The sequence below is a fragment of the Mesorhizobium sp. 2RAF21 genome (assembly GCF_052115345.1).
GTDB lineage: Bacteria > Pseudomonadota > Alphaproteobacteria > Rhizobiales > Rhizobiaceae > Mesorhizobium > Mesorhizobium terrae.
In genome coordinates, this window is record NZ_JBFRGM010000010.1 from 72490 (window position 1) to 86576 (window position 14087).

The 14087-nt window shown below is 63.4% G+C and carries 13 protein-coding genes and 1 tRNA gene; 13 read left to right on the forward strand and 1 reads right to left on the reverse strand.

Annotated features, from left to right (window positions below; all coding sequences use genetic code 11):
• Nucleotides 1–2: 2 nt before the first annotated feature.
• From AB4136_RS17535 to glpK, 11 genes are all read left to right on the forward strand, one after another.
• The gene (locus AB4136_RS17535) at nucleotides 3–800 is read left to right on the forward strand and encodes a transglutaminase family protein (RefSeq protein WP_024924853.1); all 798 of its coding nucleotides are present in this window, start codon (nucleotides 3–5) and stop codon (nucleotides 798–800) included.
• 102 nt (nucleotides 801–902) lie between these two features.
• Complete coding sequence (locus tag AB4136_RS17540; RefSeq protein WP_024924854.1) at nucleotides 903–2315, forward strand: pyridoxal phosphate-dependent decarboxylase family protein; 1413 nt, start codon at nucleotides 903–905, stop codon at nucleotides 2313–2315.
• Nucleotides 2316–2442: 127 nt separating this feature from the next.
• Nucleotides 2443–3210, forward strand: coding sequence for a DeoR/GlpR family DNA-binding transcription regulator (locus AB4136_RS17545; protein ID WP_024924855.1), 768 nt, complete (start codon nucleotides 2443–2445; stop codon nucleotides 3208–3210).
• A gap of 129 nt (nucleotides 3211–3339) precedes the next feature.
• The gene (glpD, locus tag AB4136_RS17550) at nucleotides 3340–4869 is read left to right on the forward strand and encodes a glycerol-3-phosphate dehydrogenase (RefSeq protein ID WP_024924856.1); all 1530 of its coding nucleotides are present in this window, start codon (nucleotides 3340–3342) and stop codon (nucleotides 4867–4869) included.
• A 25-nt stretch (nucleotides 4870–4894) separates the two neighbouring features.
• The gene (locus AB4136_RS17555) at nucleotides 4895–5974 is read left to right on the forward strand and encodes an ABC transporter ATP-binding protein (protein WP_137900484.1); all 1080 of its coding nucleotides are present in this window, start codon (nucleotides 4895–4897) and stop codon (nucleotides 5972–5974) included.
• Between the two features lie 9 nt (nucleotides 5975–5983).
• Complete coding sequence (locus tag AB4136_RS17560; RefSeq protein ID WP_024924858.1) at nucleotides 5984–7051, forward strand: ABC transporter ATP-binding protein; 1068 nt, start codon at nucleotides 5984–5986, stop codon at nucleotides 7049–7051.
• Nucleotides 7052–7053: 2 nt separating this feature from the next.
• On the forward strand, nucleotides 7054–7920 hold the full coding sequence (locus tag AB4136_RS17565; protein WP_137900485.1) for a carbohydrate ABC transporter permease: 867 nt from the start codon (nucleotides 7054–7056) through the stop codon (nucleotides 7918–7920).
• 1 nt (nucleotide 7921) lies between these two features.
• Entirely contained in the window at nucleotides 7922–8839 is a 918-nt protein-coding gene (locus AB4136_RS17570) for a carbohydrate ABC transporter permease (RefSeq protein ID WP_137900486.1), read from the forward strand.
• 1 nt (nucleotide 8840) lies between these two features.
• Nucleotides 8841–9128 carry a DUF2160 domain-containing protein gene (locus tag AB4136_RS17575; RefSeq protein ID WP_024924861.1) on the forward strand — a complete coding sequence of 96 codons (288 nt, stop codon included), beginning with the start codon at nucleotides 8841–8843 and terminating at the stop codon, nucleotides 9126–9128.
• A gap of 79 nt (nucleotides 9129–9207) precedes the next feature.
• A complete protein-coding gene (locus AB4136_RS17580; protein WP_137900487.1) occupies nucleotides 9208–10932 on the forward strand; it encodes an ABC transporter substrate-binding protein in 1725 nt (574 codons plus the stop codon).
• Nucleotides 10933–11018: 86 nt separating this feature from the next.
• Nucleotides 11019–12509: a glycerol kinase GlpK gene (gene glpK / locus AB4136_RS17585; protein WP_024924863.1), complete on the forward strand. Its 1491-nt coding sequence runs from the start codon at nucleotides 11019–11021 to the stop codon at nucleotides 12507–12509.
• Between the two features lie 49 nt (nucleotides 12510–12558).
• Here the strand turns inward: glpK and AB4136_RS17590 are convergent, their stop codons facing one another.
• On the reverse strand, nucleotides 12559–13104 hold the full coding sequence (locus tag AB4136_RS17590) for a BA14K family protein (RefSeq protein WP_024924864.1): 546 nt from the start codon (nucleotides 13102–13104) through the stop codon (nucleotides 12559–12561).
• A 335-nt stretch (nucleotides 13105–13439) separates the two neighbouring features.
• Here AB4136_RS17590 and AB4136_RS17595 point away from each other — a divergent pair.
• Nucleotides 13440–13514, forward strand: a tRNA-Lys gene (locus AB4136_RS17595).
• Between the two features lie 172 nt (nucleotides 13515–13686).
• Complete coding sequence (locus AB4136_RS17600) at nucleotides 13687–14070, forward strand: hypothetical protein (protein WP_024924865.1); 384 nt, start codon at nucleotides 13687–13689, stop codon at nucleotides 14068–14070.
• The last annotated feature ends 17 nt before the right edge of the window (nucleotides 14071–14087 follow it).

A 14087-nucleotide genomic window follows, 5' to 3' on the forward strand; every position in this document is an offset into this window, starting at 1 on the left:
CCATGCGCCTCAGGATCACGCACCGGACCGAATACAGTTACGACGCGCCGGTCAGCTATGCGCTGCAGCGCATAAGGCTGGTGCCAAGCTCCGGCCCGACCCAGACGGTGCGTTCATGGGCGCTGCGGATCGAGGGCGCCAGGGAAGAAGTCCATTTCAGCGACCAGTTCGCCAACGATACGCGGCTGGTCAGCGTCGAAGGCGCGCCGCAGATGATCGCGATCGAGGCCAGCGGCGAGGTCGAGACGCTCGACAAGGCCGGTGTCTACGGCAAGCATTATGGTTTCGCGCCGCTCTGGCTGTTCCTGCGCGAAACGCCGCTGACGGCGCCGGGCGAGGGCATCCGCGCGCTGATCCGGACGCTCGGCGAGGGAACCGAGATCGAGCGGCTGCACAGATTGATGGAAACGGTGCGTGACAGGATCGACTACCGGCCGGGCTCCACCAGCGCCGAAACGGTTGCCGAGGAGGCGCTGAGCTTGGGCACCGGCGTCTGCCAGGACCACAGCCACGTCTTCATCGCGGCGTCCAGGCTGCTGGGGCTGCCGGCGCGTTATGTCAGTGGCTATCTGATGATGGACGGCGTCTCCGAGCAGGCCGCGAGCCACGCCTGGGCGGAGGCGCATGTCGCGGGCCTGGGCTGGGTGTCGTTCGACGCCGCCAACGGCATTTCCCCGGATGAGCGCTACGTGCGGGTGGCGACCGGCCGCGACTATCGCGATGCCATGCCGGTCTCCGGAATTCGTGTGGGGCAGGGGCAGGAACAGCTCGCCGTTTCCATTACCGTGACACAACAATAGGATCGCGCGGTGCGAAGGGTAGCCTGCGAGGCTTGCCTTTTGCGGTTCTGCAATATAATACACATGTTAATTAATTAAACGATTGCCGAGGGAAGAGGCGTGATGGACAGCAATGAGTTTCGCGATTGGTCGCGGCGCGCGGCGGACTGGGGCGCCGACTACCGGGACACCGTGCGCGACCGGCCGGTGCGCCCGCGGGTGACGCCGGGCTCCATCCAGCACAGCGTCGAGGCATCGCCGCCCGAACAGGCGGAGCCGATGGAGGCGATCTTCGCCGATTTCGAGGCCAAGATCATGCCCGGCATGACCCATTGGCAGCATCCGCGGTTCTTTGCCTATTTCCCCGCCAATGCCGCGCGCGTGTCGGTGATCGCCGAATATCTGGTCACTGCGGTCGCCGCCCAATGCATGCTGTGGCAGACCTCTCCGGCCGCCACTGAACTCGAAACCAAGATGATCGACTGGCTGCGCCAGGCGCTCGGCCTGCCGGAAGGTTTTTCGGGCGTGATCCAGGATTCGGCGTCCTCGGCGACCTTGGCGGCGGTGCTGACTATGCGCGAGCGCGCGCTCGGCTGGGAAGGCAACAGCAAGGGCCTGTCCGGCCAGAAGCGGCTGCGCGTCTACTGCTCGAACCAGGTCCACACCTCCATCGACCGTGCCATCTGGGTGGCCGGCATCGGCGACGAGAACCTCGTGCGCATCCCGACGGCAGGCGCGTTGCGCAGCATGGACATGGCCGCGCTCGAAGCCGCCATCCGCGCCGACAAGGAAGCGGGCATGCAGCCGGCCGGTATCATCGCCTGCGTCGGCGGCACCAGCACCGGTGGCACCGACGACATCGCCGCCGTCGCCGACATCGCGCGCCGTCACGGCCTTTACCTGCATGTCGACGCGGCCTGGGCCGGTTCGGCGATGATTTGCCCGGAGTACCGGCACTTCTGGGCCGGGATCGAAAAGGCCGATTCCATCGTCTTCAACCCGCACAAATGGCTGGGCGCCAGTTTCGACTGCTCGATCCAGTTCGTGCGCGATCCCGAGAGCCATGTGCGGACCCTGGCGATCAAGCCGGAATATCTGAAGACGCACGGCCATGACGGCATCATCAACTACTCCGAATGGACGGTGACGCTGGGCCGGCGGTTCCGGGCGCTCAAATTGTGGTTCCTGATGCGCGCGCACGGGCTCGAAGGGCTGCGCACGATGATCCGCAACCACGTTGCCTGGAGTGTTGCCCTTGCCGAGCGCCTGCGCAACGAGCCGGACTTCGAGATCGTCACCGAGCCGATGCTGTCGCTGTTTTCCTTCCGCCATCGCGCGCCGCAGGGCGTCGATGCCGACGAGCACAATCTGAGGCTGGTCAACGCCATCAACGACGATGGTTTCATCTACTTGACCCAGACGCGCGTCGAGGACCGCGTGGCGATCCGCTTCCAGGTCGGTCAGTTCGACGCCACCAGGGAAGACGTCGAGGCGGCATTCGACGCGATCGTGCAGACGGCCCGCCGCCTGGCTTAGCGCGGACATCGATAGCCGGCGAAATGCAGTGGCGCCTCCGGCGCCGCTTTCCTGTTGCATGCTGGCGGCTTTCCCGTGCTTTCGTTTTCGGCTATGGGTAAGAAAAACGAAAATGGGAAGGGCCGCCATGTATCTGTCGCCGCGTCACGCCGAGATCATCCAGATGGCGAAGGAGGCGGGGCGCGTGCTGGTCGACGACCTCGCCGCGCATTTCGAAGTGACGCCGCAGACCATCCGCAAGGATCTCAACGACTTGTGCGATCAGCGGCTGCTGACGCGCATCCACGGCGGCGCGCTGTTTCCATCCGGCATCGAAAACATGGAGTATGAGGCGCGGCGCAAGATCGCCGCTGACGAGAAGGAAGCGATCGGCCGCGCCGCCGCCCGCCTCATCCCCGACAACGCCTCCCTCTTCATCAATATCGGCACCACGACGGAATCCGTCAGCAAGGCGCTTCTGGATCACACCGGTTTGATGGTGATCACCAATAACATCAATGTTGCCAACAGGATGCGCGTCTATCCTTCGATAGAGGTGGTGATTGCCGGCGGCGTCGTGCGCGGATCGGACGGCGGTATCGTCGGCGAAGCGGCGGTCGATTTCATCAAGCAGTTCAAGGTCGACTACGCGGTGATCGGTGCCTCGGCCATCGACCATGATGGCGCGCTGCTCGATTTCGATTTTCGCGAAGTGAAAGTGGCGCAGGCCATCATCGCCAACACGCGCCACGTCATCCTGGTTTCGGATCGCACCAAATTCGAACGCACGGCACCCGTGCGCATCGGTCATCTCTCGCAGGTCAACACCTTCATTACGGACCGCTGCGATATTCCTTCTATCCGCAGGATCTGCGAGGAATCCGAGGTGCAGCTCATCGAAACATCGCGCCCCTGACGTGCGGAGGTTGTGGGCGGTAACAAGTCCGTGAATTTCGTTTGACATTCGTTCTGTTTTCGAAATAATCCTAATCTGCTTTCGGAATGTGGCTCTGCATGCTGCAACGCGAAAAGGCGGGAGGGCATTTTGGACGCAGCTCCGGTCCACGACATTTTCGTCATTGGCGGCGGCATCAATGGCTGCGGCATCGCGCGTGACGCGGTCGGTCGCGGTTATTCCGTGTTCCTGGCCGAAATGAACGATCTGGCCAGCGGCACGTCCTCCGGCTCGACCAAGCTGATCCATGGCGGCCTGCGCTACCTCGAATTCTACGAGTTTCGGCTTGTCCGCGAGGCGCTGATGGAGCGCGAGGTGCTGTGGCGCAACGCGCCCCACATCATCTGGCCGATGCGCTTCGTGCTGCCTTATTTCGCCGGCGGCCCGCGCCCGGCCTGGATGTTGCGCCTCGGCCTGTTCCTCTACGATCATATCGGCGGCCGCAAGGCGCTGCCGGCAACCCGTACGCTCGACATGAAGCGCGACGTCGCCGGCAAGCCGTTGAAGCCGATCTTCTCCAAGGCGTTCGAATATTCAGACGGCTGGGTCAACGATGCCCGTCTCGTCGTGCTCAACGCCCGCGATGCCGCCGACCGTGGCGCCGTTATCCGCACGCGCACCCGGGTGGTGGCCGCGCGGCGCGACAACGATATATGGACGATCACCATCGAGGATTTGCGCAGCCGCGCCATCGAAACCGTGCAAGCGAGGCTGCTCGTCAATGCGGCCGGCCCGTGGGTTGACCATGTCCTGTCCGAAACCGTCGGCAAGAACGATGTCCACAATGTACGTCTCGTGCAGGGCAGCCATATCGTCGTGCGCAAGAAGTTCGACGATCCGCGCGCCTATTTCTTCCAGAACAAGGATGGCCGCATCATCTTCGCCATCCCCTACGAGGACGAATTCACGCTGATCGGCACCACGGATCGCGACTTTACCGGCGATCCCCACGATGTGAAGATCAGCGACGGCGAGATCGACTATCTTTGCGATGCGGCAAGCGAATATTTTGCCCAGCCGGTGCTGCGCGACGACATCGTCTGGACCTATTCCGCCGTGCGCCCGCTCTATGACGACGGCGCCTCCAAGGCCCAGGAAGCGACGCGCGACTATGTGCTGAAGGCCGAGGGCGGTGCAGGGCTCGCGCCGCTCGTCAACGCCTTTGGCGGCAAGATCACCACCTACCGCCGGCTGGCTGAATCCATGATCGAGAAGATCGAGGAGTTCCTTGGCAAGCGCGGCCCTTCCTGGACGGTTAGTGCCCCGCTTCCCGGCGGCGATTTCCCGGCCACCGGCTACGAGGCCGAGGTGACCAGACTGAAACAGGCCTACGCCTTCCTCGATCCGCGCCTGGCGCGGCGCCTTGTGCGCCTCTACGGCACGCGGGCGCATGCCTTGCTCGGCCCAGCCAGGTCCATCGCCGATCTCGGCCAGGATTTCGGCGGCGATCTGTACGAGGCCGAGGTTCGCTATCTGGTCGAGCACGAGTGGGCTGAGACCGCGCAGGACATCCTTTGGCGCAGGACCAAGCGAGGCCTGCATTTCGACCGTAAACAGACCGCGGAACTGGAGGCATTCCTGCGCCGCATCTGCGGGCCGCACATAGCCGCGGCCGAATAAGCGCAGCAGAGGGGGGAGGAACCGGATGCTGGAACTTAGAAACGTCGCGAAGGTCGTTGGCGGCCTGTCGCACATCAACGACGTGTCGTTGACGCTGCAGCACGGCTCGCTGAACGTGCTTCTGGGGCCGACGCTGTCGGGTAAAACCAGCCTGATGCGGCTGATGGCCGGGCTCGACCGGCCGACCTCGGGTTCGATCTGGTTCGACGGCGCTGACGTCACCGGTATGCCGGTGCAGAAGCGCAACGTCGCCATGGTCTACCAGCAGTTCATCAATTATCCGGCGATGACCGTCTATGAGAACATCGCCTCGCCGCTGCGCGTCGCCGGCGTCGATCGTGCCACCATCGATCGCGAGGTGCGGCAGGCCGCTGAACTCCTGAAGCTCACACCTTATCTGCAGCGCACGCCGCTCAACCTGTCCGGTGGCCAACAGCAGCGCACCGCCTTGGCGCGCGCCATCGTCAAGAATGCCAGGCTGGTCCTGCTCGACGAGCCGCTCGCCAATCTGGATTACAAGCTGCGCGAGGAACTGCGCGCCGAACTGCCGAAGATATTTGCCGAGGCCGGCACCATCTTCGTCTACGCCACGACCGAACCGCATGAGGCGTTGCTGCTCGGCGGCAACACCGCCACCCTGTCCGAGGGCAGGATCACCCAGTTCGGGCCGACCATCGATGTCTTCCGCAAGCCGGACGACTTGATCACCGCGCGAACCTTCGCCGATCCGCCGCTCAATGCCATCGTGCTGCGCAAGGCGGGCGCGAAGTTCCTGCTCGACGGCGGCGCCGGCATTCCGGTTCCGGCCGATCTCAGGGACATCGCCGATGCCAGCTACACGATCGGCTTCCAGCCGCACCATCTGTCGCTGCAGCGGCCGAATGAGCAGGCCGTGCCGGTGCGCGCCAAGGTGTCGATCACCGAAATCACCGGCTCGGAAAGTTTCGTCCATCTCGATTTCGCCGATGTCCGCTGGGTGATGCTCAGCCACGGCATTCTCGATCTCAAGGCCGACGAGGAGGTCGAGGTGTTCATCGATCCGCGCCACATCATGGTGTTCGACGCTTCAGGCCGCTCGGTCGGCGCGCGCCGGCTGGCGGCATAGGAGCGCGATATGGCACGCATCGACCTCAACCACATTCGCCACTCCTACCTGCCAAACCCGCAGAAAGAGAGCGATTTCGCGCTGAAGGAGGTGCACCACACCTTCCAGGATGGCGGTGCCTACGCGCTGCTCGGACCGTCCGGCTGCGGCAAGACCACGCTGCTCAACATCATCTCCGGCCTGCTGCACCCTTCGCATGGCGAGCTTTTGTTCAACGGCCGCGATGTCACCCACCTGTCGACGCAGGAGCGCAACATCGCCCAGGTGTTCCAATTCCCGGTCATCTACGACACCATGACCGTCTACGACAATCTGGCCTTCCCGCTGCGCAACCGCGCCGTGCCGGAAGCCGATGTCGACCGCAAGGTCCGCGAGACGCTCGACATGATCGGCCTCGCCGACTGGGCCAAGCGCAAGGCGAGGGGGCTGACCGCCGACCAGAAGCAGAAGATTTCGCTCGGTCGCGGCCTGGTGCGCTCCGATGTCAACGCAATCCTGTTCGACGAGCCGCTGACCGTCATCGACCCGCACATGAAGTGGGTCCTGCGCTCGCAGCTCAAGCAACTCCATCGCCGCTTCGGCTACACCATGGTCTACGTCACCCACGACCAGACCGAGGCACTGACCTTCGCTGACCAGGTCGTCGTCATGTATGACGGCGGCATCGTCCAGATCGGCACGCCGGCGGAGTTGTTCGAACGCCCCAGCCATACCTTCGTTGGCTATTTCATCGGCTCGCCCGGCATGAACGTGCTGCCGGTGGAGATCGACGGCAAGACGGCCAAATTCGGTTCGCTGGCCGTGGTGCTGCCGGGTGCACCCGAGAAGACGGGCGGCACGATGGAACTCGGCATCCGGCCCGAACATGTGCGGCTCGGCCGCGTCGGCATCGCCGTGTCGATTACCAAGGTCGAGGATGTCGGCCGCCACAAGGTGGTGCGCGCCAGGCTTGAGGGCCACGAGATCGCGGCCATTATCGGCGAGGACGAGGAAATCCCCGCCGAGCCGAAACTGCGCTTCGACCCCGCCGGCATCAATGTCTACGCCAACTCCTGGCGCGTCGAGATGGGGGCCTGACCGTGGAAAAGACCTGGAACAACAAGGCCTGGTTCCTCGTCCTGCCGGTGCTGGTGCTGGTGGCGTTCTCGGCGGTGATCCCGCTGATGACGGTCGTCAACTATTCGGTGCAGGACACGTTCGGCAACAACCAGTTCTTCTGGGCCGGCACCGAGTGGTTCCAGGAACTGCTCACTTCCTCGCGCTTCTGGCAGTCGATGGGCCGCAATCTGGTCTTTTCGGGCATCATCCTGGCAATCGAAGTGCCGCTCGGCATCCTGATCGCGCTCAACATGCCGAAAAAGGGCTGGGGCGTGCCGGTCTGCCTGGTGCTGATGGCCTTGCCGCTGCTCATTCCGTGGAACGTCGTCGGCACCATCTGGCAGGTGTTCGGCCGCAACGACATCGGCCTGTTCGGCTATTACCTCAACCAGATCGGCATCGACTACAACTACGTCCAGGATCCCTTCGATGCCTGGATCACCGTCATCATCATGGACATCTGGCATTGGACGAGCCTCGTCGTTCTCCTGTGTTATGCCGGCCTCGTCTCCATTCCGGACGCCTTCTACCAGGCCGCCAAGATCGACGGCGCCTCGCGCTGGGCGGTGTTCCGCTACATCCAGCTGCCGAAGATGCAGCGCGTGCTCCTGATCGCCGTGCTGTTGCGCTTCATGGACTCATTCATGATCTACACCGAGCCCTTCGTCGTCACCGGCGGCGGCCCCGGTAATTCCACCACCTTCCTCTCCATCGATCTCGTCAAGATGGCGCTCGGCCAGTTCGATCTCGGCCCGGCGGCGGCGATGTCGCTGGTCTACTTCCTCATCATCCTGTTGCTGTCGTGGGTGTTCTACACCGTCATGACCAACTACGACGCGGAGCGCTGACATGACGGGCGCCAACGAACGTTTGTCTGGCCCGCTGGATGCGGCCGTTGCCGCCGGCGCGCTGGCCAGTGGCCTGTCGCAGGAGGATCTGGCGCGGCGCATGCGCAAGCGCGGTGAGGAATCGCGGTTCTGGTGGATGGTGCCCACGCTCTACATCGTCTTCCTGCTCCTGCCGATCTACTGGCTCGTCAATATGAGCTTCAAGACCAACACGGAGATCATTTCCGGGCTGACGCTCTATCCGCACGAGCCGACGCTCAGGAACTACGCCATCATCTTCACCGATCCGTCCTGGTATCGCGGTTACATCAATTCCATCACCTATGTCGTTATGAACATGGTGATTTCCATCGCAGTCGCCTTGCCGGCCGCCTATGCTTTCTCGCGCTACCGCTTCCTTGGCGACAAGCATCTGTTCTTCTGGCTGCTCACCAACCGCATGGCGCCGCCGGCGGTGTTCGCGCTGCCCTTCTTCCAGCTCTATTCGGCCTTCGGCCTCATCGACACGCACATCGCCGTAGCGCTCGCCCACTGCCTGTTCAACGTGCCGCTGGCGGTGTGGATCCTGGAAGGTTTCATGTCCGGCGTGCCGAAGGAGATCGACGAGACGGCCTATATCGACGGCTACTCGTTCCCGCGCTTCTTCTTCAAGATCTTCATGCCGCTGATCGCCTCGGGCATCGGCGTCGCCGCCTTCTTCTGCTTCATGTTCTCCTGGGTCGAATTGCTGATCGCCCGCACGCTGACCACCACCGACGCCAAGCCGATCGCCGCCGTCATGACGCGCACGGTTTCGGCCGCCGGCATGGACTGGGGGCTGCTGGCGGCGGCAGGCGTGCTGACGCTGGTCCCGGGCGCGGTGGTGATCTGGTTCGTGCGCAACTACATCGCCAAGGGTTTCGCGCTGGGGAGGGTGTGACATGAACATCGATTTTTCATGGATGGCATGGACCTGGCAGACCGCCACCTTCTTCGCCACCATCGCGCTTCTGCTCTTCGGCATGGCGGCGTGGGAATATGTCTCGCCGGGTGGAAACCCGCGTGTCGGCGTGCTGCGCTTCGAGACGACGCGCGGCGACCGCCTCTTCATTTCGCTGCTCGGCAGCGCCTTCATCCATCTCGCTTGGCTGGGTCTTGTCGGACCCAGCCTGTGGTGGGCTCTCGCTCTCTCCGTGGTCTACGCCATCGCGGTGTTCCGCTACGCATAGAGGGAGAAAAGGCTGGAGCGGCCGCGTGCCGGCGACCGCTCCAAATCGCACCTGTAACCTTGCAACTGGAGGAAACGAAATGCGACGGCAAATATTAGCATCGACGAGTGCGCTTGCACTTCTCTTCTGCGTGAACCAGGCCTTTGCGGGCATGGACGAGGCCAAGGCGTTCCTGGACAAGGAGATCGGCGATGTTTCGACGCTCTCTCGCGCCGACCAGGAAAAGGAAATGCAGTGGTTCATCGACGCCGCCAAGCCGTTCGCCGGCATGGAAATCAAGGTCGTGTCGGAAACCATCACCACGCACAGCTACGAATCGCAGGTTCTGGCACCCGCTTTCACCGCCATCACCGGCATCAAGCTGACGCACGACACCATCCAGGAAGGTGACGTGGTCGAGAAGATCCAGACCCAGATGCAGACCGGGCAGAACCTCTATGACGGCTGGGTCAACGATTCCGACCTGATCGGCACGCACTGGCGCTACAAGCAGGTGCGCAACCTCAGCGACTGGATGGCCAACGAAGGCAAGGACGTCACCAATCCGAACCTCGACCTCGCCGATTTCATCGGCACCTCGTTCACCTCGGCGCCCGACAAGAAGCTTTACCAACTCCCCGACCAGCAGTTCGCGAACCTCTACTGGTTCCGCTACGACTGGTTCAACGACGAGAAGAACAAGGCCGAATTCAAGGCCAAATACGGCTACGACCTCGGCGTTCCGGTCAATTGGTCGGCTTATGAGGACATCGCCGCCTTCTTCACCGGCCGCGAGATCGAAGGCAAGAAGGTCTTCGGCCACATGGACTACGGCAAGAAGGACCCGTCGCTGGGCTGGCGCTTCACCGATGCCTGGCTGTCGATGGCCGGCAATGGCGACAAGGGCATTCCGAACGGCAAGCCGGTCGACGAATGGGGCATCAGGGTCGATGCCGGCGATCGTCCTGTCGGTTCCTGCGTGGCGCGCGGCGGCGACACCAACGGCCCGGCTTCGGTCTATGCCATCCAGAAATATCTCGACTGGCTGAAGGCCTATGCACCGGCAGAGGCGCAAGGCATGACCTTCTCCGAATCCGGTCCGGTTCCGGCGCAGGGCGGCGTGGCGCAGCAGATGTTCTGGTACACCGCCTTCACCGCCGACATGGTCAAGGACGGCCTGCCGGTGATGAATGCCGACGGCACGCCGAAGTGGCGCATGGCGCCGAGCCCGCATGGCGTCTACTGGAAGGACGGCATGAAGCTCGGCTACCAGGATGTCGGTTCCTGGACGCTGATGAAGTCGACGCCGGACGACCGCGCCAAGGCCGCCTGGCTCTACGCGCAGTTCGTCACGTCGAAGACGATCGACGTCAAGAAAAGCCATGTCGGACTGACCTTCATCCGCGAGAGCACGATCCACCACAAGAGCTTCACCGACCGTGCGCCGAAGCTCGGCGGCCTGATCGAGTTCTACCGCTCGCCGGCCCGCGTGCAGTGGTCGCCGACCGGCACCAACGTGCCGGACTATCCGAAGCTCGCACAGCTCTGGTGGCAGAATGTCGGCGATGCATCCTCCGGCGCCAAGACGGCTCAGGAGGCGATGGATTCGCTCTGCGCCGAACAGGAAAAGGTGCTTGGCCGCCTCGAGAAGGCAGGCGTGCAGGGCGAGATCGGCCCGAAGCTCGCCGAGGAGCACGATCTTGAGTATTGGAACAAGGAAGCCGTCGCCAGCGGCAACATCGCGCCTCAGCTCAAGATCGAGCCCGAGAAGGACAAGCCGATCACCATCAACTATGACGAGCTGGTGAAGAGCTGGCAGAAGTAAGAACGTTCCGGCGTTCTGTCTGTTGAAATCGAGGGGAGGCGGTTTGCACCGGCTCCCTTCTTCATATCGCAGCCGAGGGAGGCATCATGTCCGGTTATGTTTTGGCCATCGATCAGGGCACCACGTCGTCGCGGGCCATCGTGTTCGACGGCGCGATGAAGCCGGTCGGGACCGGGCAGCAGGAATTCACCCAGCATTTTCCGGCCTCCGGCTGGGTAGAGCATGACCCCGAGGAAATCTGGGCAAGCGTTGTCGCCACGGTCAAGACGGCGCTGAAGAAGGCCGGCCGCCAGGCCGCCGAGATTGCCGCCATCGGCATCACCAACCAGCGCGAGACGGTCGTCATCTGGGACAAGGCGACGGGCAAGCCCATCCACAACGCCATCGTCTGGCAGGACCGCCGCACCGCGCCGCTCTGCGCCAGGCTGCGCAAGCGGGGGCTGGAACCCAAATTCACCAAGAAGACCGGCCTGCTGCTCGATCCCTATTTCTCGGGCACCAAGATTGCCTGGATGCTGGACAAGGTGAAGGGTGCCAGAAAACGCGCCGAACGCGGCGAACTCCTCGCCGGCACCATCGACAGTTTCCTGATCTGGCGCCTGACCGGCGGCAAGGTCCACGCGACCGACGCCACCAACGCCTCGCGCACGCTGGTCTACAACATCGCCACCAATGAATGGGACGCGGAATTGCTCGGCATCCTCGGCATCCCGGCGCGTATGCTTCCCGAGGTTAAGAACTGCGCCGATGATTTTGGAGCAACCGACAAAAACCTCTTCGGCGCCGAAATCCGCATTCTCGGCGTTGCCGGCGACCAGCAGGCCGCGACCATTGGCCAGGCCTGTTTCGAACCCGGCATGATGAAGTCGACTTATGGCACCGGCTGCTTCGCGCTGCTCAACACCGGCACCGACATGGTGCGGTCGAAGAACCGGCTGTTGACGACCATTGCCTACCGGCTTGGCGGCAAGACCACCTACGCGCTGGAGGGCTCGATCTTTGTCGCCGGTGCCGCCGTGCAGTGGCTGCGCGATGGCATCAAGGTGATCGGCAAGGCCGAGCACAGCGGCGAACTCGCCGCCCAGGCCGACGAGGCGCAAAGCGTCTATCTGGTGCCGGCCTTTGTCGGGCTTGGCGCGCCGCATTGGGACGCCGATGCGCGTGGCGCCATCTATGGGCTGACGCGCAATTCGGGGCCGGCGGAATTCGCCCGCGCGGCTTTGGAATCGGTCGCCTTCCAGACGCGCGACCTGCTCGATGCGATGAAGAAGGACTGGAAGACCAACAATGGCAAGACGGTGCTGCGCGTCGATGGCGGCATGGTGGCATCGACCTGGACGATGCAGCGCCTGGCCGACATCCTCGATGCGCCCGTCGACCGGCCCACCATCCTCGAGACGACCGCGCTCGGTGCTGCCTGGCTGGCCGGTTCGCGGGCAGGGGTATGGCCGAAGATGAAGGATTTTGCCAAGGCCTGGGCGCTCGACCGCCGCTTTGCCCCGCAGATGGACGACAAGGTCCGCGCGGCCAAGCTCAAGGGCTGGCGCGATGCGGTCAGGCGCACATTGACGACCTGACGCGCCGGACGGCCGTCTTTATGGCACTAGGTTCTGCCGCTTTCACGCCTCAGTAGGGGCCGTAGCATTGCCGGCGCGGACCGTAGTTCGGCTGGAACGTGTTGTCCCAGGCGCGATACGACCGGTAGTGGGCATAACACCACTGCGTGTGCGCATCGGCGCTGCGATAGACGCGATAGGCTGGCGGTGCGTAGTACCGGTACATGGGTGGTCCGTAGTAGTCGTAGTTGGGCGCATAATAATCGTCAGCGAACGCGCCGCCGAGCAGGGCGCCGGCCGCAAAGGCCCCGAACGGAACCCAGCCGCCATGATGGCCGCCCCAATGATGGCCGCCATGCCAGTGACCGCCGCCCCAGCGCACGAAGTGGCCGCCGCCGCCATGCCAATGACCGCCGCCGCCCCAGCGCGCAAAGTGGCCACCGCCACCGTGCCAGTGACCGCCGCCATGCGGCCATTGCCGGAAAGCAATGTCCTGCACCTTGGCGTCGGTGGCTTGCTTGATCGGAACGTAGATCGGTTGGGCGATGGCAGCCGTCGGCACTGCGAATGCCGCGGCGAGGGCGGTTGCCAGAGCGCCCGAAATGAGCTTGTTCATGGTCGTCTCCTTCGAAGGACAGACCCCTCTACAAACAAACGAATGGACGCTTGCCATTGTTCCGGCGGCCGTGTCGGTTGCGAAAATGTGATCGAAGGTTTTCGGTGGGATCCGGCCTTCCGTTACGTCGCGTGAAGGCAGCCTCGGTCGCCGGTGTCATCCCATCGCGGCGCCATCGATTCCATGGCCGAAGACTATGCTTTCAAAAGGCGTTTTTTCCGGTTGACCGGCTGGGGCACTCTCCCTATGTTCCGCCCACTTTCGGGGCGGGCCGACTTGTCGGAAACGCCTTCGCCTGTGCCGGGCACTGTCCGGCGCCATGGCCACGTCAGGATGGGCCGGTAGCTCAGCGGTAGAGCACGTGACTTTTAATCATGTGGTCGAGGGTTCGATCCCCTCCCGGCTCACCATCCTGACCGTCTGCAAGATGTGATTCCGGCAGATACCGTCGTCCCTGATCCGGCTCCGCGAAGCCGGGTCACAAACCCGCCATTGTCGACGAACTAAATTAGGCGGCGCGCAGGCTGTGCATAACATGCTTGGCCCAATTGCCTGTTTTCAAACGCTCTTCACAGATGAGACATGGCGGCGGAGTTGGATACGGTCCTGTTCGATATGGCGGTGCGCACCGCCAGTGCGCTGCCGTCCGGATTTTCGGAGAAAGTCGTCGACGTCGCCCGCCGCACCGCGGGCCAGATCGTCTTCGATGTCCGGGTCGAGGGCGACTATCGCTTTCAGCGGCTGGCCGGCATTCGCTACCCGACCGGCGAGGTCGGCATCCTGGCGCTGACCAAGAACGGCCAGTCGCTGGAGACCTGCCGGGTCAACGGCACATTGGCCAGTTTCATCGAGCCGCTGGAGACCTGGAGCTATCTGCCGCTGCAGACGCAAGCTTCCGTCGACATTCTGGGGCATACCAGCCTGCTGGTCGCCGCCCTCAGGAACGCCGGCAGTTTTTCCCGCTAGGCGGCGCGACCGAGGCC